Origin of the sequence: Schauerella aestuarii, from assembly GCF_009866805.1 — a bacterium.
In the GTDB taxonomy this organism is placed as follows: domain Bacteria; phylum Pseudomonadota; class Gammaproteobacteria; order Burkholderiales; family Burkholderiaceae_B; genus Schauerella; species Schauerella aestuarii.
Window position 1 is genome coordinate 556,740 of record NZ_SIZW01000041.1, and the last position, 20,638, is coordinate 577,377.

Consider the following 20,638-nt stretch of genomic DNA (forward strand, 5'->3'; position numbering starts at 1 on the left):
CATATGTATTTCTTGTAAATCTATAAATATATTTATAAGGTCAGGGATAATTTCGCTCAATCAGTGTTTACGCGCATGCCATGAAAGTCAGTGAACGAATCCGCTTGGGGCTTGAAGACGACATCCGGCAGGGCCTGCTCCTGCCGGGCGATCCGATCGACGAGCAAGATATCGCCGGCCGCTACGGCGTCTCGCGCACGCCGGTGCGTGAGGCGCTGTTGCAGCTGAAGGTGCAGGGCATTCTCGATAGTCAGCCGCGCGCAGGCATGGTGGTCGCGCGCATGGATGTGCAGGAACTGCTGGCGATCTGGGAGTTGATGGCCGAGATGGAGGGGGTCTGCGCCCGGTTGGCATGCGAGCGCATGACCGCAGACGAGCGCGCCGAGTTGACCGCGTTGCACCGACGTGCCGCCGAGGTGGTCGAGGCCGACGATATGCAGGGCTGGCGCGACGTCAATCACGACTTTCACGAGATGCTTTATCACGCCTGCCGCAATCCCTATCTGCGTCAGGATCTGCTGCGCTTACGCGCGCGCACGGGTGCCTATCTGCGGCACACCTTCAGCGCCGTGGGGCGCATCCGAGCCTCGTATGAACAGCATGGCGAATTGGTGGCCGCGATACAGGCCGAAGATGCCGAACTCGCGCATCGCATGATGATGCGCCACATCAGTCTGGGTCAGGGTGCCAAGGGCCTGGCCGACTTCATCATCAATCTGCCACGGTCGATGGTGAAGGCGTCGTGATCGCCCTCGCCAGGTCCTGGCGGATCATGGTCATCAGGGCATCGGTCCTGAGCTGAGGAAGATGGGCCGCCAAGGCCCCGCCGGTTCAGCGCCCGGCGGCCTTGGCGCTGATGCCGTTGGCCACGCCCATGTCCGTCTTGGGCACATCGGTCACGATGATGCGCACATCGTCCCCGGCGATGCCGAGACTGTCGCAGATCGCGCCGTTCAGGGCGGCGAACAAGGCGTCCTTCAACGCTTCCGTGCGCCCGGTGATGAGCTTCACGTCGGCGCGCGCCATCGGGTGGCCGATCTCGCCGGCGACGATCACGTGGGCCGGTTCGATTTCCTGCAGCGTAATCCGCACCGAGGCCAACGGCGCCGCGATGCTGTCCACGATGGCTTGGCTCGACGTCTTGAGCAGCGCCGTTTTCTGGGCGGCGCTATAGCCGGTCATGATCTGCATGGCAACGATGGGCATGATGGTCTCTCGTGATGGATTAGCTGTATTTTCCCACGGCGTGGCGCGCCACGAAGTGGCCGGGACCCACCTCGACCAGCGGCTGCACCACGGGCTCATCGCCCAACGCGCGTACGGTGGACGGAATCTCATCCACCAGCAGCGAACGCTGGCGATGGCGGCGCTGCGGATCCGCCACCGGCACGGCCGACATGAGTTTTTTGGTGTACGGATGCTGTGGCGCCTCGAAGACGGCGCGGCGCGGGCCGATCTCGACGATCTGGCCCAGGTACATCACGGCCACACGATGGCTCACGCGCTCGACCACCGCCATGTCGTGCGAGATGAACAGGAACGACACGCCCAATTCACGCTGCAGATCCAGCAGCAGGTTGACGATCTGCGCCTGAATCGACACGTCCAGTGCCGACACGGACTCGTCCGCAATCACGACCTTGGGGTTGAGCGCCAAGGCGCGTGCAATGCAGATCCGTTGCCGCTGCCCGCCCGAAAACTCGTGCGGATAGCGGTCGATCATCTCGGGCGACAGCCCGCACTTGTCCATCAGCCAGCGCACGCGCTCTTGCGCCTTGCGGCCACGCGCCACGTTGTGGATCAACAGCGGCTCCATGATGGAGTAGCCTACCGTCATGCGGGGATCGAGCGAGGCGAACGGATCCTGGAAGATGATCTGGATATGCTGGCGCAACCGTTGCATGGCCGAGCCGCGCAAGGTGCGGATGTTCTGGCCGTCGAACGTGATGTCGCCCGACTGGCTCTTGACCAGTTGCAGCAGCGATCGGCCGGTGGTGGTCTTGCCGCAACCCGACTCGCCCACCAACGACAGCGTCTCGCCTGGGAAGAGATCGAAACTGACCTGCTCGACAGCGTGCACGCGGCGTTGCGTGCGGCCCAGAATGCCTCCGGGGATATCGAAGCGCGTGACCAGATTGCGAATCTGCAGGATCGGGCCGTTCTCGCGGCGCACGGTGTCCGTGGGCGGTGCCACCGGCACGGCTTCCACGCCGGCGGCGGCCTGGGCGACCTCCAGCAATGGGAAGGGCGCTGGCGCATCGGTGCCGTTCATCGCACCCAAACGCGGCACGGCCGAAAGCAATGCGCGCGTGTAGGGATGCTGCGGCGCTGAAAAGATCTCGTCCGACGTGCCGTCTTCGACCTTCTCGCCGCGATACATCACCAGCACGCGGTCGGCCACTTCAGCCACCACCCCCATATCGTGCGTGATGAAGATCACGCCCATGTCCATTTCTTCCTGCAATTGACGGATCAATTGCAGGATCTGCGCCTGGATGGTCACATCCAGCGCGGTGGTGGGTTCGTCGGCGATCAGCACTTGCGGCTTGCACGACAGCGCCATCGCGATCATCACGCGCTGGCGCATCCCGCCCGAGAGCTGATGCGGATAACGATCGAGGATGGCGCGCGCATCGGGAATGCGCACCTGCTCGAGCATGCGTAGCGTCTCGGCGCGGGCGGCAGCTGCATCGAGATTCTGATGCAGCTGCAGCGCTTCGGCGATCTGTACCCCGGCCGTGAAGCTGGGGTTGAGCGAGGTCATCGGCTCCTGGAAGATCATGGCGATGTCGGAGCCGCGCACGCTTTGCAGCTGGCGGTCGGACGCACGCATCATGTCGACCGTTTCGCCATTGCGGCGGCGCAGGCGCAGGCCATCGGCGGTGATGGCGCCGCCACCGTATTCGATCAGCCGCATCAGCGACAGCGACGTCACCGATTTGCCCGAGCCCGACTCGCCGACGATGGCCAGCGTTTCGCGGCGATCGACGTGAAACGACACATTGCGAACGGCGCGCACCGCGCCTTGTTGCGTGGCGAAGTCGACCGAGAGATTGTCGACTTGCAATACGCGTTGGGTATCCAGATTGGCCGTGGTCATTTCTCTTGTCGCGGATCCAGGGCGTCGCGCAAACCGTCACCCAGCATGTTGAAACCCAGCACTGCCAGGAAGATCGCCGCACCGGGGAAGATCGACATCCAGGGTGCCTGCGTCATGAAGTTCTTTGCCGTGTTGAGCATCGAGCCCCACGACGGCGTGGGCGGCTGCAAGCCCAACCCAAGGAAGGACAGGCTCGCCTCGGCGATGATGGCCGTGGCGATCGTGATCGTGGCCTGCACGATCAAGGGCGGCATCACGTTCGGGAAAATGTGGCGGCAGATGATGCGCGTATCCGAGGCGCCCAGCGCACGGGCGCTCTGCACGTAGTCTTCCTTGGTGATCGACAGCACCTGTCCGCGCGTCAGCCGTACGAAATTGGGTGCGGCCGATACCCCGATCGCGATCATCGCATTGCTCAGGCTGGGGCCGAGGAAGGCCGCCAGCGCGATGGCGAGAATCAGGAACGGAATGGCCAACAGGGCCTCGGTGGCACGCGAGATGATGCTGTCGGTCCAGCCGCCGAAGTAGCCGGAAATCAAGCCGAAGGGCACGCCCACGGCCAGCGCGATCAGCACCGACACCACCCCGGCCATCAATGAGGCGCGGGCGCCATAGACGAGCCGGCTGAAGATGTCGCGGCCCAGTTCGTCCGAGCCGAGCCACATGGCGGCCGAGGGGGCCTTGCGAATGGCCATGAAGCTGGTCTGCAGCGGATCGTGTGTGGCGATCCACGGCGCGAAGAGGGCGAGAATGGCGAAGATCAGCACCACGATGGCGCCGAACACGGCCCCACGGTTGCGTTTGAATTTGTGCCAGGCGCGGTGGCGGCGGCGTGCCGGGGCCACCATGGCCGGGGCGGCGACGGAAGTCGCGATCGGCGTACTCATGCGTGTCTCAGGCGAGGATTGATAAGGATGTACAGCACGTCGGCCACGAGGTTCATGATGATGAAACCGGCGGCCACCACCAGGACCACGCCCTGCACGACGGCGTAGTCGCGATTGAAGACGGCATCGACGATCAGTTTGCCGAAGCCCGGGATCGTAAAGACCTGCTCGGTGAGCACGGCACCGGCGAGCAGTTCGCCGAAGAGCAGCGTGACCAACGTAACGATGGGCATGAGCGCATTGCGCAGCGCGTGGCGCAACACCACGCCGCGCGGCGAGACGCCCTTGGCGCGCGCGGTGCGCACGTAATCGGCATTGAGCGCCTCGAGCATCGACGAGCGCGTGTGCCGCATCAGATACGCGGCGAGCGCGGTGGACAGCACGATCGAAGGCATCAGCATCGTCTTGAACGACAGCCAGAGGTCTTGCGAGGGCGGCACATAGCCCGACGCCGGCAACAGGCGCCACTGCACCGAGACCAGCATGATGAGCAGGATGCCGAGCCAGAAGTTGGGAATGGACATCCCCGAGAGCGCGGCCACGTTGGCCCCGTACTCGACCTTGGTGCCTTTCTTGACCGCCGCGAGAATGCCGGCCGGTATGCCGATGAGCAGCGCCCAGAACATCGCCATCACCGCCAGTTGCAGCGTAACGGGCAGCTTTTGAGCGATGAGCGTGGTCACCGGCACATCGGTGCGCAGCGAGCGGCCGAGGTCGCCTTGCAGCACCTGACCCACCCACGCGGCGTACTGCATCGGCAGGGGATCGTCGAGCCGGTACTTGTCGCGCAGGTAGTCGAGCACGGCGGGATCGCGCTCTTCACCCGCGAGGGTCAGTACCGGATCGCCCGGGAGGATTTTCTGCAGCCCGAACACGATCATCGACACCAGAATCAGCGTCGGGATCGCGACGAGCACGCGGCGCAAAATAAGCTTGAGCATGGGGAAATCAGCCTGCGGTAACGCCCTTCAGGCGGATCATGCCGTCGGGATAGGGAACGAAGCCCTTGATCTTCTTCTGCACCGCGAAAGGCCACGGCTGGAAGTAAATATTGATCTGGGGCAACTCGTCCTGAATGATGGTTTGCGCCTGATCGTAAAGCGCCTTGCGTGCGGCCGTGTCGTTCACTGTGCGGGCTTCGCCCAGCAAACGATCGACGTCGGGGTTGCTGTATTTGCCGTCGTTGAGGGCGCCCTTGGTCGTGAGGAACCCATAGATGTTGCCATCCGGATCGACCCGGCCCGACCAGCCGATGATGATGACATCGAAGTTGCCGGCGATCGCTTCTTTCTGCATCGCGGCGTATTCGGTGGGACGCAGGCTCAGATCGAACCCGGCCTCGGCGGCCATCGCCTGGGTCATCTCGGCCATGGCCGAGGTGGTCGTGTTGTTGCCGAACATGAGCTCAGCCTTCACGCGCTCCACACCGGCTTCCTTCAGCAATGCTTTCGCCTTGGCCACGTTGCGCTGGGTCACGGGGAACTTGTCGCTGCTGTAGGGGCTGGCGGGCGGGAAGGGCTGCTGGGCCGGCTCGAACAGGCCGCCGCCGATCACTTCGTTGATCACGTTGCGATCGAGGATGAGCTGGAACGCCTGACGCACGCGCTTGTCCTTGAACGGGCTGGTCTTGGCGCGCTCACCGTTGCCGATGTTGAAGCGGAACTGCTGAAAGCCCAGGCCGGCCACGGTCGAGAGCGTCAGATTGGCGTCGCCCTTGACTTGCGCGGCGTCAGAAGGATTGATGCGTTCGACGATATCCAGATCGCCCGCGCGCAGGTTCGACAGTCGCACGGTGGTATCGGGGATCGGCAGGAACGTGAGGCGCTTGAACGCGAAATCCTTGGTGTTGTAGTAACCGTCGAATTTCTCCAGCACGATGCGATCGTTCTGCACCCGCTGCACGAATTTGTACGGGCCCGAGCACACGGGCGCACGGCCCACGGCGGCCGGATCCTGGTCGTTGAAGGTTTTGGGCGAGAGCATCATGCCGGCCCGGTCGGACAACTGCGCGATCAGGGTCGCGTCGGCTTGCTTCAAGGTCAGCACCAGCGTTTCGGCGTCCGGCGCTTCCACTTTTGCAACCGACGTCAGTTCGCTCTTGCGCAGGCTGTCCTGCAGCGTCATGGCGCGATCGAGGTTGGCCTTGGCGGCGGCAGCGTCGAATTTGGCACCATCATGGAAGGTCGCATCGGTGCGCAGCTTGAAGGTCAGCACCGTGTTGTCGGCGTTCCACGACCACGACTGCGCCAGTTGCGGAATGAACTCGAGCTTCGAATTGATGTCCACCAGCTTGTCGCACAGCGACGTAAACACGATGCGGCCCACGTACGTGCGTGCGCGGTGCGGATCCAGCACGTCGGGATCTTCCTGCAGCCCGATGCGCAGGTTTTGAGCCATCGAGGGTGTCGCGGCCAGTGCCAAAAGCACTGCGCCGATCGTGATGCGCAAACGTTTCATGCTGATTTTCCCTATGTAGGTCGTATGGTTACGTCCAGTGGCCATTCGTCTTCGCGGGCGGCCTGACCGGCGAGCTTACCGTCTGGCGACCACAAAAATCAATTTGACTTGTTTTTGTTACTGACAAGAAAAGTTTATTGATCGACGACGTGATTTCGCGGGCGTTGGCGGGCAGGCGGTACATGGCGTGCTGATGGCGCGCCGCTGATTAGACAACAAGGGGAAGCTGAAAAATGGGTTTGAACGGGATTTTTTGCGGGATAGGGCGACGGTTGCCGGTGCATCGGGCGGCGCTCGCACTGGGTGTGGGCGCCGTCCTGGCCGTACCGATGGCGTGGGCGGCTGCGGATACCCCTCGAAATGTGTTGATCAAGAACGGCTATGTGCTGACGATGGACGGGGCGCTGGGCGACTTGCCGCGCGCTGACGTGCGGATTCGCGCGGGCCGGATCAGTGACGTCGGCCCCGGGCTGACGGCCGACCCAAGCAGCGAGATCATCGACGCGGCAGGGCAGGTCGTGATGCCGGGATTTGTGGATACCCATTCGCACTTGTGGATCACGGCCTTGCGCGGGCAGTATCGCAACACGCCCGATACCGCGTTTTTCACCACCACGAACCGGCTCGCGCCCCATTTCACGCCCGACGACACCTACGTCGGCATCCTGCTCGGCACGGTCGAAGGCGCGTATGGCGGCATCACTACGATGACCGATTTCTTCGACAACGTGCAAACCCGCGATCACATGACGGCAGCGCTGGCCGCCTTGCGCGATGCGCCGTTGCGCGCCCGGCTGCTCTACGGTGCGCAAAGCAAGACGACGGCCCGGCAGACCGATCTGCCGCATGTGCAGGCCTTGGCGCAAGACTGGGGGCGGCACAGCGCCGATGGCCGCATCAGCCTGGGGCTCGCCTGGCGGTTGCCGCCCAAGCTCGACGACGCCACGGTGTGGCCCGCCAAGCTCGAAGAGCTGGATACCGCACGGCGTTTGAAGCTGCCGGTGGCCGTACACGTGAGCGGTAACGCCGAGGCGATGTTTGACGCGCTGATCTCGCGGCGGTTGCTGGGCCCCGATATGCAGGTGGTGCACGCCACAGATGCGCGGTCGGATCAGATTGCAGCGCTCAATCAGGCAGGTGCGAGCCTGGCGCTCACCCCGCTGACGGAACAGCGTGTGGGCTACGGGCTCACCGTTTTGTCGACCTATGCGGATGTCCAACGGCTGGGCTTGGGTATCGACGGCAACGCTCTGGCGGGGTCGGCCGACATGTTCGGCACGATGCGATTGGCCGCGCTGACGCAAGCGGGTGAGGCGCGCCGCGAAACGTTGGTCTCGCCACGCGACCTGCTGGCGCTGGCCACGATTCGCGGCGCTGCCGCCTTGGGGATGCATGACCAGGTGGGCTCATTGACGCCCGGCAAACGTGCCGATGTGCAGATCATCGACATGAATGCGCTGAACATCGGCCCCTATGCGGGCGGCGATCCATCGGCGTGGCTGGTGTATTCCGCGACCCCGGCCAACGTGCGCACCGTGATTGCGGACGGCCGCGTGGTCAAGCGCGACGGCGCCATGGTGGGCATCGATGTACCGGCGCTGATGCAACGCGCCCGCGCCAGCGTGGCGGGCATTCTCGAGCGCGCCGAGAAGGCCGCGCCCGTCAATGCGAAATGAGTTGGCCGAGGAAGCTGCGGGCCCGTTCGGTCTTGGGTGCGCTGAAGAAATGCTGCGGCGTATCGGTTTCGACGATGCGGCCCTCGTCCATGAACACGACGCGGTCGCCCACATCGCGGGCGAACCCCATTTCGTGGGTGACGCAGATCATTGTCATGCCGTCGCGCGCCAGCGACACCATCGTATCGAGCACATCCTTCACCATCTCGGGATCGAGCGCCGAGGTGGGTTCGTCGAAGAGCATCACTTTGGGCTGCATGCACAGCGCGCGGGCGATGGCGACGCGCTGTTTCTGGCCGCCTGAGATCTGCCCCGGATATTGACCGGCCAGTTGCGGGATCTTGACCCGATCCAGGTACGCCATGGCGCGTGCCTCGGCCTCGGCGCGCGGCACCTTCTTCACCAACATCGGCGCCAGCACGCAGTTTTCCAGCACCGTCAGGTGCGGAAAGAGATTGAAGTGCTGAAACACCATGCCCACATCGGCACGGATCGCTTCGATATTGCGGTTGTCGTCGGTAAGCTCGATGCCGCACACCGTAACGGTTCCCTTCTGGTGCTGTTCGAGGCGGTTGAGCAGCCGGATCGTGGTCGACTTTCCCGAGCCGGACGGGCCGCACAGAATCACTTTTTCGCCAGCATGCACATCGAGCGCCAAGCTATCGAGCACGCGAAAATCGCCGTACCATTTGCTCACCCCGCGCATTGAAATGATTGGCGGCGAGGCAGCAGCATCGGCTTGGAGCGCCGCACGGCGTGACGTGGCGAATGCTGCAGATGTCGGGGTGGAGGCAGGTTGCAATCCGGCCTCGGGTGAGGATGTGGGGATCATTATCGTCAAGCCTTTGTGAGATCGTTGTTCTCGCCCGAACCGCTCCAGTAGCCGGGTACCGTGAGTTTCTTCTCCGAGCGCCGGAAGATCCACGACACCACACTGCACATCGCAAAGTAGATGATGCCCACGAGCGTATATACCGTGAGCGCCTGGAACGTGGCCCCCGCCAGCATTTCGCCCGCACGCATCAACTCATACACACTGATGACGGCCACGAGCGACGTCTCTTTCACCAGCACCAGCGCGTAGTTGCCCAGCGCGGGAAAGATGGTGCGCAGCGCCTGCGGCAACACCACGTTCTTCAACCGTTGCGTCTTGGATAATCCCAAGGCGCGCGCGGCTTCGTACTGACCCGAGTCGACCGACTGAATCCCGCTGCGGAAAAGCTCGGCGAGGTAGGCGCCCAGATTGAGCGTGAGCCCCATCACGCCCGCCACGAAACCGTCGATCACGATGCCCAGTTCGGGCAAGCCGTAGTAGATGAAGAACAGTTGCAGAAGCAGCGGTGTGCCGCGGATGATCTCGATGTAGAGCTTGGCGAGCTTGCGTGGCAACGCCGCGCCCGAGAGCCGGCACAGGCACACCAGCAGGCCGAGCGCTACAGCGAGAAAGGCAGAGGCGAAGAACAGCGCCAGCGTCCACATCGAGCCTTCGGCCAACGGCACCAGGTACATCTTCAGCGTTACGAGGTCCATGCCGCGCTCCGGTCAGCGTCGTGGAGGGCCGGCGTCATTTGCTGAGCAGTTCCGAGACGCCCCATTTCTGGCCGATCGCCGCGAGTTCGCCGTTTGCCTTAATCTCGGCAATGCCTTTGTTGACGGCGGCAAGCAACTCGGCATTGCCCTTTTCGACCGCAAGCCCAACCTGCCACACCCGTTGCGGTTGATACCCTTCAACCATTTTCACACCCGGAATGTTCTTGCTCTTGATCTGATAAAGCACGCTCGGGGGATCGACGATGCCCAGCTCGACGCGGCCGGCGCGCACATCGGACAGCAACGTGACGTAATCGGGATACGTCGACACCTTGGTGTCCGGCATGTCCTTGATCATTTTGAACTGAACGGAGTCCACCAACACACCGATCTTCGATCCCTTCAGATCGTCGAAATTCTTGATCTGCTTGGTCGATCGTGTGCCTGCGACCAGACCTTCGCCCCATTCGTAAACCGGCGTGGAGAAATCGATGACGCGAGCGCGTTCTTCGGTGATGAACAGGGGCGCCGACATCAGATCCACACGCCCCGACGTGAGCGTGGGAATCAACCCGGCAAACGGCACCGACGACAGATTGAGCCCGACGCCGATTTTCTTGGCCAGCGCTTGCGACACATCGACCATGATGCCTTCGAGCTGGTTGCTCTCAGGGTTGAGAAATCCGTGCGGCGGACCGCCCGCGGTAGTCACCACATTGATGGTTCGCGCGGCTTGAACCTCGGCCAGCGATCGTGCAGAGGCTGATGGCGCCTGCGCGAACAGGGTCGCGGCGAGTGTGATTAAGGCGATGCGATGCAGTGTCATGCTTACCCCTTGTTATGTGATGTTGGCCAGGTTCAAGCCGGCCGGCCAGCCGGAAAATCGCGCACGGCAACGGCTGCCAGGGCGAGAAACTCTTGCACCACGGTTGCCGCCAGAAAGGCCGTCATGCCGCCCACGTCCTGCGGCGGCGACACCGTGTTCACATCGAAGGCGACGAAGTTCAGTCCGCTCAGTCGACGCAGCAGCGCGAGGCCTTCGCGCGCGCTGAGCCCGCCCCATTCCGGCGTGCACACACCGGGCGCGCATGAGGGATCGAAGATGTCCATGTCGAAGCACAAATACACCGGGCGGTTGCCGACCTTGTCGCGGATCTCGTCCAGCAGCGCCGCCTGTTGGGGAACGAAATCGTCGAAGGGCACGACGGCGTAGCCGACCTCGCGCGTGTATTCCCACACCCCCGTCATAAACGACATGCCGCGTGCGCCGACGTGATAGCTCGCATCCACGTCGAACAGTTTCTCTTCCGCTGCGCGCGTGAACGTGGTGGCCGTGTTGTAGCCCGCAATCGGATACGTATCGGTGTGCGCATCGAAGTGCAGCACGACGAAATCGGGATACCGGCTTGCGACGGCGCGCAGTTGCGGCAAGGTGACGGCGCCGTCACCGCCCAGCGACACGGGAATGGCACCCGTATCCAGGATGGCGCCGATCGCTTGCTCGATCAGCGGAAAGGCGGTGTCGGGGTCGCCGGCGGGGCAGCGCACGTTGCCGGTGTCCACCAGACGCAGATACGCATTGGCATTGTCGATGCCGGTGCGTTCGGCCAGATCGAAATCGCGCAGCAGACGCGATTGCTCGCGGATGGCGTCGGGACCTTGGCGCGAGCCGACGCGAAACGGGTGCGTGCCGCAATCGAAAGGCAGGCCCACGATGCAGGCGCGCGGCGCGGCGCCTGTGGGGGCGTCCGGCACGCCCATGAAAGAGGCGGTGCGGTGAAAAGCGGTGTCGTTCAACCAGGACACGAAAACTCCGATGCAAAAGAAGGGCGTCGCATGCGCTGTGGCGCTGCGATCGTCCGGCAACCGTATCGCAGTGCGATATGGCCGTGGTGAAAATACGATAGCCGGACGCGTGCCGTTTCGGCAATTGGGTATTTACCCAGGGGCCGCTTTTGATCGTTGATGGAGAGCTGAGCAGCGTCGGCCAGATGCAATAGGTGGTGGCCGTCCGGCCGACACAGCAGGTGCGGTCGGCATGCAAGGATGCAAGCGGTCAAGCCTGCCGGCGTTTTTTCGCTTGGCCGGCCTTACACCGCCGTGCCGGCGGCCTGGTCGTAGTAGGGCGGTGTGGTGTGGATCGTGCGCGAGGCGCTGATGGCCTGCGCGGTTTCGACGACTTGCGGTCCGAACACGCTTTGGGCTTCTTCGAAGCTCCAGCGGCTGGACGGCACCGACACATTGACCGAGCCCACCGGCGTACCGCCCGGGGCGACGACCGGCGCACTGATGGTGATGTCGCCAGGATAGATTTCGCCGTTCGAACGGCCGAAGCCGTGCTTGCGCGCGAACTCCACTTCCTGCGTCAGCTTGTCGAGCGTGGTGATCGTGTTGCCGGTGTAGGCGGTGCGCGAGGACTGTCGCAGGATCTCCTTGACGCGCCGGTCGTCCAGGCGCGACATCACGGCACGGCCACCGGCCGAGCAGTACATCGGCAGGCGAGTGCCCACCGCCATGTTGACGAACATCTCCTTGTGCGTGGCAAAGCGCGCCACGTACACCATATCGATGCCATCGGGCTCGGCGAGGCTGCAGGTTTCCTGGCTGGTGCGGTTAAGCGTATGGAGAAAGGCGTGTCCACCCAGTACGAAGGGGCTCGTTTGCAGATAGCGCATGCCCAGTTGCAGCGATAGAGGCGACAACGAAAACCGTTTGCTCTTGGGATCCTTGCGCAGGTAGCCCATCGTCCATAGCGTGTGGGCAAAGCGTTGCACGGCGCTCTTGGTGAGCCCGCAGGCGCTGGCCAGCTCGGGCAACGTCATGGCGGGATGCTGCTCGTCGAAGGCCGCCAGTACCGAAACGCCGCGTGCGAGCGCCGCCACGAAAAGACGCGAGTCGTCACCGGGCGGCTGGGAAGGAGTGCTGGGCATGAGGGCAAGGTGCGCGATGCGTGAAGAGAGGCCGACTTTATCGCATCGCTTGCCGCGATAAAAGGGGTGCCGCGCGTCGCGTACGCGTTGCCGCGACGATGAGACGTACGACAGTCGACGCGGGGAGCGCCTTATCCGTCGATCGGCGCAATTCCGAGGCTGGCCGCCAACGCATTCAATGCCGCGATCGAAGAGACGGCCAAGACGAGGCTGTCGCCCTGGCGCGCGCGGTTGGCCGCTTCGTACTCGCCGGGGTATTGCACGGCATCGGCACCGGGTTGTGCGCGTGCACTTTTCAGATAGGTCGTGAACGCTTCGACCTCGGCGGTTTGCCATGTGGTGTCGAGCGACACGCGCGGGTCGATGATGAGCGCGAACATATTATTCTTGGCCGCAGCCGAGCGCTTGTGCGCGGGCTGGATAGTGCCGCCGCCCGACAGCACGCCGGCGAGCAGTTCGGCCGCCAGCCCCAGGGCATAGCCTTTGTGGCCGCCAAACGGAAGCAGCGCACCGGGTGGATCGGTAAACAAGGCGGCCGGATCGTTGGTGGGGTGACCTGCGGCATCGATGAGGGCGCCCGGCGGCGCCGGCTGGCCGGTCGCGGCGAGTACGCGTGCCTTGTTCATGGCGATGGTGCTAGTGGCCATATCCATCACGAACGGCGGGCGGCCATTGGGCATGGGGCCCGCAAAACACAGCGGATTGGTGGTGAGGCGCGCCTCGCTGCCGTTGAACGGCGCCACCATGGGCGGGCGGCCGATCACGTTGGTGAAGGCGAGCAAAATGCAGCCGGCTGCGGCCACGCGTTCGCCGTAATGTCCCATGCGGCCCAGGTGGTGCGACTGCTTGAGAGTGACGATGCATTGGCCGTGCTCGTGCGCACGGGCCAGGCCGGCGTCGATGACGACCTTGCCCCCGTGCTGGCCCAAGCCCAGGTGGGCGTCGTAGCAGAGCATCACGCCTTGATCGGCGAAGCACTCGGGACGTGCCGCGCCGTCGGCATGGCCGCCGTCGAGCATGGCCACGTAATGCGGCAGGATCGACAGCCCGTGGCTGGCGTAGCCCACGCGATCCGACTCCACGAGATGCTCGGCCACATCCAGGGCGATGTCGTCCGGCACGCCACGCAGCGTGAGTACGGTGCGTGCAAAGTGCACGGCTTGCGTAAGGGGTATCGCATCAGTCATCACATCCATCCCAGCCAGCGCCAGTACGTCGCCCCCATCGCCAGCATCAGGCCGTAGCCCACGATGGTGACGATGATGCCGACCTTGGCAAATTGTCGTGCGGTAAAGGTTTCGGTACCCAGACACACCATGTTCTGCGGCGCATTGATGGGCAGGATGAAGCCGAAGCTCACGGCGAAGCCCAACAGCATCGTCATCCCGAGCCGGTTGAAGTCGCCGGGCAGGGTTTGCAGCACCGCGATCAAGATCGGCAGCATGGCCGACGTCAGCGCAGTGGCACTGGCAAAGCCCAGGTGGATGAGGATCAGGAACGCGCTGAGGATCGCGAGGATGCCCAGGGGGCCGACCGCATCCAGTCCGGTATGGGCGACGACTTGCGCGCCCAGCCACTGGCCGGCCTGCGTCGTGAGCAGTGCGGTGCCCAGACTGATGCCCACGCCGAACACGATGACGGTGCCCCACGGGATGCGCGCCTGCACGTCTTTCCAGGTCATCACGCCTACCCGCGGCAACATCAACAGCACCAGTCCTGCATACGTGGTCGACGTCGTGTCGAAGCTATGCAGCTTGCCTTCGGTGGACCAGGCTGCCAGCAGCATGATCGACACGCCCAGCAGCCGCTTTTGCGCGCTGCTCATGGGACCCAGATCGCGCAACGATTGCTCGACCGCTTCCTTGCCGCCGGGAATATCGTCGTTTTCGGGCGGGAGCAATTTGAGCACCAGCACGAAGAGCACGACCGACATGATGAGCGCCCAGGGCGCCCCGGCGATCAACCACTCGAGCCAGGTCACGCGCTGCCCGAACGACTTTTCCATGAAGCCCGCCGTGAGCAGGTTTTGTGCGGCCGCCGTCTGAATGCCGACGTTCCAGATGCTCGTGCCTTGGGCCACGATGATCATGATCGCTGCAGCAACATTGGAGCGTTTGTTGACGCCGAAGGCGGCAATGACGCCCATCATGATCGGCACCACGCAGGCGCTGCGTGCGGTGGCGCTCGGCACCACCAGGCTGAGCAGAATCGTGACGGCGATCGCGCCGATGTAGATGCGTTTGGTGCTGGTGCCGATACGCGACAACGTGACCAGCGCGATGCGCCGGTCCAGGCCCGTAAGCGTCATCGCGGCGGCGATGAAGAGCGCGCCCGCCACAAGCGCCAGCGCGGGGTTGGCAAAGCCGGTGAGCGCCATCGAGATGGCGCGCGAGGTGCCGTAATCGAGGCTGGGGTCGCCCACCACGGGTGCCGTGCCGATCAGGAACGCCATCAGCGAGGTGATCATGATCGCACTGGCTTCGTACGACACTGCCTCGGTGATCCACACGACGACGGCAAAAGCGAGAATCGCCAGCATGCGATGGCCGGCCACGGGCAGGCTGTCGGGTGTGGGGAGGAACAGCACCCCGATCAGGGCGACCACACCTGCGATCAAACCGATGGGGATGCCGCCAAGTGGCGGCCGCGGCGGCGAGGGCGCGGTGGTGGCCGAGACGGGAGAAGAGGGGGCGGTAGACATCTTGCGATCCTCTTTGAGGAAGGTTCAGTCGTTCGAGCGCTCCGGGTGGAGGTCGAGGAAAACTGAAGGGAGCGCCTCACTCGGAAAAGTATCGCAATACGTATTGCAGGTCTATCACATCCCGCACGGTGTTTGATCAATCGCAAACGTCCTGCGATTAAAGCCCGTCAGAATGTGAGACGCACACCCGCCAGAATATTGCGCGACGACCGGCTTTCGCCCGCTGCGCTGGCATACGACGCCGTCCGCCCGAGCTTGCGATCGACTTCAACACCGATATAAGGCGCCAAGCGCGGTGTGACCTCGTAGCGCAACGTCAGCGTGGCTTGCACATCCGACAGCCCCGCGCCCACGCCGAACGCCTTGTCGTTCTTGCCGAATAGGTTGGCCTCGAGTTCGGGCGTGAGGATGAGCTTCTGTGTCAACGCAACGTCGTGCTCGCCGTGCAGATACAACTGACTTCTGCCCGACGCGCCCGCGAAAGCGGTGATCTCCGTCTCGATGCCGTAAGGGGCGGTGCCTTGCACACCCAGTGCAGCCCAGTTGCGCTTCACGCCGGCGCCGAAGTCGCGGCGTGCGCCTACCTGTGCATCCCAGAAGGGCGAGATGGCGTGGCTCCAGTACGCCTCGACCTTGGCGCCTTCCGTCTGCCCGCCGGTGCGCTCGGCTTCGCTTTTGATCCAGAGCTTGTCGGTCGCGTTGCCTGCCCAGAAGTCGCCGTCATACTCGACGCCCGTCTTGCCGGCGCGGTCGTGCGTGAGCCCGAACTTGTCCAGCGTGAGACTGCTGGTGATCCCGGTGTTCATCGTGTGGGCATGAATGCCGTAATCCGCGTAGCTGCCGCCGGTCGATCCGTCAGAGCGCGGCAAGCTCCCCACCGGAACGGCGGACGCGGCGGGCGCGCGGCCGCTGTCGGTCGAGTGGTCCATCGCCGAACGATCCATCGTCGAATGATCCATCGTCGAGTGATCCATTGCCGGCATCGTTTCCTGCGCTGCCGCGGCTGCGCCGCTGCCGGCTGCCAATAGCGCCAGTACCGCTGGACGCAGGACGACACGTACGGCCGTGCGCAGGGTGAGTATCCTCTTCTCGTTCGATGTCATGATCATGCCACCACCACCGCGCGAAACATGCCGGCTTCCATGTGATAAAGCAGATGGCAGTGGTAGGCCCAGTGGCCCCGTGCGTCGGCCGACACGCGATAGGTGATGCGCTGCGCCGGGTTGACGCTGAGGGTGTGCTTGCGCACCTGAAACGCACCGTCCGGCGATTCGAGGTCGCTCCACAAGCCGTGCAGATGGATAGGATGCATCATCATGGTGTCGTTGATCAGCACGAAACGCACGCGTTCGCCATGCTTGAGCACGATCGGTTGCGCGTCGGTGTATCGCTTCCCGTTGAACGACCACATATAGCGATCCATGTTGCCGGTCAGATGCAGCTCGATCTCGCGGGTCGGCGGGCGTTCGTCAGGGGGCGTGTGCAAGGCGCGCAGCATGGCATAGGTCAGGACGTGGCGCGTGCTGCCGCGCAAGCCCGGGCCGGGATCGTCCAGCGAGGTCGAGACGTTGTCCGCAAGCATGCTGTTGCCGGGCCCCGATTGTTCGGCCTGGCGGTGCGTCACCTGAACGATCCCGCCAATTGTGGCAGGGCCGGACGGCGCGGTACCACCTTCTCCATGCGACATGCCCCGCATCGCATGGCCAGCCGCACCGGCTGCTGCCGTGCTGCGTTCAGTTGCCGTGTCGCTTTGCATGCCGTTCATCCCCGAATGCATACCGGCCATGCCGTGCGACATGCCCATGTCTTTCATGGTCAGTGATTGAAATTTATCCATGGCCGGTACGGCGGCGGTCATCCCGGCGCGCGGTGCCAGCGTGGCACGCGCATAGCCCGAGCGATCGATCGACTGCGCAAAGATCGTGTACGCCTGGTCGTCTTGCGGCGTGACGATCACGTCGTAAGTCTCGGCCACGCCGATGCGCAATTCGTCCACCGTAACCGGTTGCACCGGAAGGCCGTCTGCGGCGACCACGGTGAGGGTGAGCCCCGGTATCCGCACATCGAAGTACGTCATGGCCGAACCGTTGATGAGCCGCAGGCGCACGCGTTCGCCGCGGCTGAATGTCGCCGTCCAGTTGCCGTCCGGCGTGTGGCCATTGCTGAGATAGGTATAGGTCGCGCCGGTCACGTCCGCGAGATCGGTAGGGCTCATGCGCATGCGCATCCACATGGCGCGATCGTCGAGGGCTTGCGACCATGATGTCTCGCGCGCCTGCTGTACCAGCCCGGCAAACGTGGGCTGCGTCGTGCTGTAGTAGTCGGGCGTGGCCATCAGCGTGCGGAAGATGCGATCCGGCGATTCGTCGCTCCAGTCCGACAGCAGCAACGTGTGGTCGCGATCGGCCGCGATCGGATCGGCCTCGCGGGGCGTGACCACGATGGCACCATACACCCCCGTTTGCTCCTGAAATCCGCCGTGGCTGTGATACCAGTAGGTGCCGCTTTGCACGACATCGAACTGGTAGGTGAACGTCTCGCCGGGCTTGATCCCGTCGAAGCTCAAACCCGGCACGCCGTCCATGTTGCTGGGCAGCAGGATCCCGTGCCAGTGGATGGCGGTGTCCTCCTTCAGGCGGTTGGTGACGCGTATCGTCACGCGCTCGCCTTCTTTCCAGTGCAAGGTGGGGCCGGGCAGTTGGCCATTGACCGTCGTGGCCACGCGCTTTGCGCCCGTGAAGTCGACGATCGTTTCGACGATCTCGAGATCGAAGACCTGGCCGCTCAATATGGCGGGTGCAGCGACATCATGCGCGCCGGCGGCCATGCCGCGCGCCGGCGTGAAGAGGCCCAGTCCGGCAAGCGCGGTGGCGCCGGTCAGGCCATGAACGAAGCGTCGTCGCGGGGGCGATAGGGGCGTGGTCATCACAACTCTCAAGCAGGCGATGGCCTCACTTTAGCGTGCGTGAAGCTTGCCCCATGGGAAGGTTCGATTGCGATTCCGATTGACGCGTTATCGGCGTGGCGTCCGAGCTGCTCGATACGCCCGAATATCTTCACATTTGGCTTACTTTCATTCAGTAGAATCCGCGGCGCAGAATATAAGCAGATATTTACTGCTCATTTCCGATTGCAGGAATATGCTGGGTCGTTGTTATAAGCCTCCTCGCCATTTCTTAACCTGAATGTTGTATATAGCAGCAATTGAGAAGGGAGAATCACGTGTCCGATGTCGCCGTATTCATTCGCAGCATGCGTTTTTTTGGCGGACACGTCGTGACCTACCCTCTGTTGTATGCATTGCATAGGCATATGGGTGGCAAGCGCGTGCGCATCATCGCGCGCGATCCGGTCGATCAAAATTACCTGTGTCTGCCTTGGCCCGTCGATTTTGTGCAGGCCAAGGGCTTTTGGAGCCACGTGGTGTCGTTGCCGCGTGGGGCGCGCCTGATGATGGCGTTGCATTACACCAGCGATCGCTACGGTCTCGTGGCGGCCATACGTCGCCCGGCGGCACGCCTGGGATTCACCAATAAACGCCTTACCGATCGCGTCTGGACTCACGCCTGCAAGAAAGACTTCGAGGAATATCTGGCCGTCGCCAATGTTCGCTTGTTGTCGCAATACCTGCCCATCGATATCGAAGCCAACGCACGTGAATGCTTCGAGACGATTGCGGCTTCAGCCGCGCGCTCCCCGCATGCGACCGACATCGTCCTGATGCCGGGTGGCGGTGACGGCGAGTACAAGCGCTGGGGGCTGAAAAATTTTCTCCCGCTCCTGGCGGGCTTGCGCGCCGAATTGGGCGAACACCTAACCGCGACCTTTGTGCTGGGCCCCGACGAGCACGAGGAGCATGCGGCGCTGGTCGCAGCCAATTTGCCCGGCGTGCATCTGATGATGACGCGTCCCCTGGCCGAAATCGCGCATGTGTGCATTCACGCGCGGCTGATCGTCGCCAACGATTGCGGCCCCTCGCATATTGGGCAAAGTGCCTGCGTGCCGTATGTGGGTGTGTTTCATCGGCACAATCCGCAGTGGTACTGGGATCGGCCGTATTCGCGGTGCGTGACGCCATTGGGCGATTGCGTCGATATTCAAACGATCGAGCCGGGGGATGTGCTCGACGCGTGCCTGGAGGTGTGGCCGGCAAGCGATCGCGCGACGGTGTCGGCGCCTGCGGTTCGCCGTGTGCATGCGCCGCCTGCACGGGCAATGGTCTGAGGCATCATCTCGATGCGAAATCGTGATGCGATCGTCACGCGCACTCGGTGCATCGCGCGTCCCGGCAATCAGTGCGCGTTGTCCTTGCCACGAATCTTGCGTTTCCACAGCTTGTACGCGTTGTAGGCGGGACCCACGACTGCGCCGCGCGCCAGCCGTACCCGGTTGAGCAAACGCAGTCCGTTCATATTGCTGATGGCGAACCGGTAAATATGCTCGGGATCGGTGCCGACCTTGTTCTGGCCGTATGCCGCAGTGGTATAGAGATGCGTGAAGTTATTTTTTCGGGCGACATCGAGATAATCGGAATCGAAATAACCCTGGGGCCAGCAAAGATGTCCGCTATTAATGCCGAGTTTGCTGCGCAATAAATCACGGGACAGTTCAAGATCGCTTGAAAGTCTTTCGATCTTTTCAGCTGTGCTGTGCCTACAGACATAATCCCAGCGCGTATGCGTGTGGGTATGGCTGTGAATCTCGAACGTGCCCGCCGCTTGCATGGCCTCGAGTTCGCTCCAGCGTGCCATCACGCGATCGGTATCGCCCGATTCGATAATGCCGCGCCCCACCTTGTGGGCATAGGTTTCGGCCAGTGCAGTGGTTTGCCCGGCATGCGCGCGCGGGGCGCCATCGCCCACCCAGCCGGTGACCGTAAACAGCACGGCACGCATGTTGTAGCGCGCCAGCACAGGATGGGCATAGAGCCAGTTGTCCAGATAGCCATCGTCGAACGTGATCAGCACCGACTTCTTCGGGGCGGGCGCGCCGCGCAGGAACGCGGCAAACTCTGCCGCTGACAGGGACGTGTAACCGGCGCGTGCCAGTGCCGCGATCTGACGCTCGAAGTTTTCAGGCGAGCTGTTGATCATGCCGCGGTGCGGATTCACATGGTGGTACATCAGCACCGGCACATCGTGTGCTGTGGCGACGGCAACCTTACTGGAAGTTGAAACGATGTGATTATCTTGCAGCGACGGCGCGATCGAAACTGAAGTATCGGCAGGTCGAAGGGTTTGGGGGTCGTGTATTTCGCTCATGTGTCTCATCCGGCGAGGGTCAGACTTGCCTGCACGTTCGAATAATGATTGGCGTGCGGTTCCGGCTCGGCATGACGCGTGCTGGAACAGGTGCTG

The 20,638-nt window shown here is 63.2% G+C and carries 18 protein-coding genes; 3 read left to right on the forward strand and 15 right to left on the reverse strand.

Annotated features, from left to right (window positions below; genetic code table 11):
• Nucleotides 1–80 precede the first annotated feature (80 nt).
• Nucleotides 81–746 (forward strand): GntR family transcriptional regulator, encoded by a 666-nt coding sequence (locus tag EYW45_RS13475; protein ID WP_161135908.1) that lies wholly within the window; start codon nt 81–83, stop codon nt 744–746.
• 85 nt (nt 747–831) lie between these two features.
• Here EYW45_RS13475 and EYW45_RS13480 read toward each other — a convergent pair whose 3' ends face one another.
• Genes EYW45_RS13480 through EYW45_RS13500 form a run of 5 tightly spaced genes read right to left on the reverse strand, consistent with a single transcriptional unit; the run spans nt 832 to nt 6,444 of the window.
• Nucleotides 832–1,206 carry a tautomerase family protein gene (locus EYW45_RS13480; RefSeq protein WP_161135909.1) on the reverse strand — a complete coding sequence of 125 codons (375 nt, stop codon included), beginning with the start codon at nt 1,204–1,206 and terminating at the stop codon, nt 832–834.
• 19 nt (nt 1,207–1,225) lie between these two features.
• Nucleotides 1,226–3,100 (reverse strand): dipeptide ABC transporter ATP-binding protein, encoded by a 1,875-nt coding sequence (locus tag EYW45_RS13485; RefSeq protein ID WP_161135910.1) that lies wholly within the window; start codon nt 3,098–3,100, stop codon nt 1,226–1,228.
• Complete coding sequence (locus tag EYW45_RS13490) at nt 3,097–3,987, reverse strand: ABC transporter permease (RefSeq protein WP_161135911.1); 891 nt, start codon at nt 3,985–3,987, stop codon at nt 3,097–3,099. Before EYW45_RS13490 ends, EYW45_RS13485 begins: the two co-directional genes overlap by 4 nt.
• The gene (locus EYW45_RS13495) at nt 3,984–4,928 is read right to left on the reverse strand and encodes an ABC transporter permease (RefSeq protein WP_161135912.1); all 945 of its coding nucleotides are present in this window, start codon (nt 4,926–4,928) and stop codon (nt 3,984–3,986) included. Before EYW45_RS13495 ends, EYW45_RS13490 begins: the two co-directional genes overlap by 4 nt.
• A 7-nt stretch (nt 4,929–4,935) precedes the next feature.
• Nucleotides 4,936–6,444 carry an ABC transporter substrate-binding protein gene (locus EYW45_RS13500; protein ID WP_161135913.1) on the reverse strand — a complete coding sequence of 503 codons (1,509 nt, stop codon included), beginning with the start codon at nt 6,442–6,444 and terminating at the stop codon, nt 4,936–4,938.
• Between the two features lie 239 nt (nt 6,445–6,683).
• On the opposite strand from EYW45_RS13500, the gene EYW45_RS13505 reads away from it, so the two are divergent.
• Nucleotides 6,684–8,120, forward strand: a complete 1,437-nt coding sequence (locus EYW45_RS13505) for an amidohydrolase family protein (RefSeq protein WP_235939030.1) — start codon at nt 6,684–6,686, stop codon at nt 8,118–8,120.
• Here EYW45_RS13505 and EYW45_RS13510 read toward each other — a convergent pair.
• From EYW45_RS13510 to EYW45_RS13550, 9 genes are all read right to left on the reverse strand, one after another.
• The gene (locus tag EYW45_RS13510) at nt 8,107–8,826 is read right to left on the reverse strand and encodes an amino acid ABC transporter ATP-binding protein (protein WP_161136250.1); all 720 of its coding nucleotides are present in this window, start codon (nt 8,824–8,826) and stop codon (nt 8,107–8,109) included. The genes EYW45_RS13505 and EYW45_RS13510 overlap by 14 nt on opposite strands.
• A 131-nt stretch (nt 8,827–8,957) precedes the next feature.
• Nucleotides 8,958–9,650: an amino acid ABC transporter permease gene (locus tag EYW45_RS13515; protein WP_161135914.1), complete on the reverse strand. Its 693-nt coding sequence runs from the start codon at nt 9,648–9,650 to the stop codon at nt 8,958–8,960.
• Nucleotides 9,651–9,684: 34 nt separating this feature from the next.
• Nucleotides 9,685–10,476, reverse strand: coding sequence for an ABC transporter substrate-binding protein (locus EYW45_RS13520; RefSeq protein WP_161135915.1), 792 nt, complete (start codon nt 10,474–10,476; stop codon nt 9,685–9,687).
• 32 nt (nt 10,477–10,508) lie between these two features.
• On the reverse strand, nt 10,509–11,411 hold the full coding sequence (gene speB, locus EYW45_RS13525) for an agmatinase (protein WP_161136251.1): 903 nt from the start codon (nt 11,409–11,411) through the stop codon (nt 10,509–10,511).
• Nucleotides 11,412–11,740: 329 nt separating this feature from the next.
• Nucleotides 11,741–12,580 carry an IclR family transcriptional regulator gene (locus EYW45_RS13530; RefSeq protein ID WP_161135916.1) on the reverse strand — a complete coding sequence of 280 codons (840 nt, stop codon included), beginning with the start codon at nt 12,578–12,580 and terminating at the stop codon, nt 11,741–11,743.
• A gap of 131 nt (nt 12,581–12,711) precedes the next feature.
• The gene (locus EYW45_RS13535) at nt 12,712–13,767 is read right to left on the reverse strand and encodes an Ldh family oxidoreductase (protein WP_161135917.1); all 1,056 of its coding nucleotides are present in this window, start codon (nt 13,765–13,767) and stop codon (nt 12,712–12,714) included.
• Nucleotides 13,767–15,281 carry a DASS family sodium-coupled anion symporter gene (locus EYW45_RS13540; RefSeq protein ID WP_161135918.1) on the reverse strand — a complete coding sequence of 505 codons (1,515 nt, stop codon included), beginning with the start codon at nt 15,279–15,281 and terminating at the stop codon, nt 13,767–13,769. Before EYW45_RS13540 ends, EYW45_RS13535 begins: the two co-directional genes overlap by 1 nt.
• Before the next feature lie 167 nt (nt 15,282–15,448).
• A complete protein-coding gene (locus EYW45_RS13545) occupies nt 15,449–16,306 on the reverse strand; it encodes a copper resistance protein B (RefSeq protein ID WP_407924926.1) in 858 nt (285 codons plus the stop codon).
• An 80-nt stretch (nt 16,307–16,386) separates the two neighbouring features.
• Nucleotides 16,387–18,207: a copper resistance system multicopper oxidase gene (locus EYW45_RS13550; RefSeq protein WP_161135920.1), complete on the reverse strand. Its 1,821-nt coding sequence runs from the start codon at nt 18,205–18,207 to the stop codon at nt 16,387–16,389.
• Between the two features lie 350 nt (nt 18,208–18,557).
• On the opposite strand from EYW45_RS13550, the gene EYW45_RS13555 reads away from it, so the two are divergent.
• Nucleotides 18,558–19,505: a glycosyltransferase family 9 protein gene (locus EYW45_RS13555; RefSeq protein WP_161135921.1), complete on the forward strand. Its 948-nt coding sequence runs from the start codon at nt 18,558–18,560 to the stop codon at nt 19,503–19,505.
• 68 nt (nt 19,506–19,573) lie between these two features.
• Here EYW45_RS13555 and EYW45_RS13560 read toward each other — a convergent pair whose 3' ends face one another.
• Nucleotides 19,574–20,404: a polysaccharide deacetylase family protein gene (locus EYW45_RS13560; RefSeq protein WP_235939066.1), complete on the reverse strand. Its 831-nt coding sequence runs from the start codon at nt 20,402–20,404 to the stop codon at nt 19,574–19,576.
• Nucleotides 20,405–20,638 lie beyond the last annotated feature (234 nt).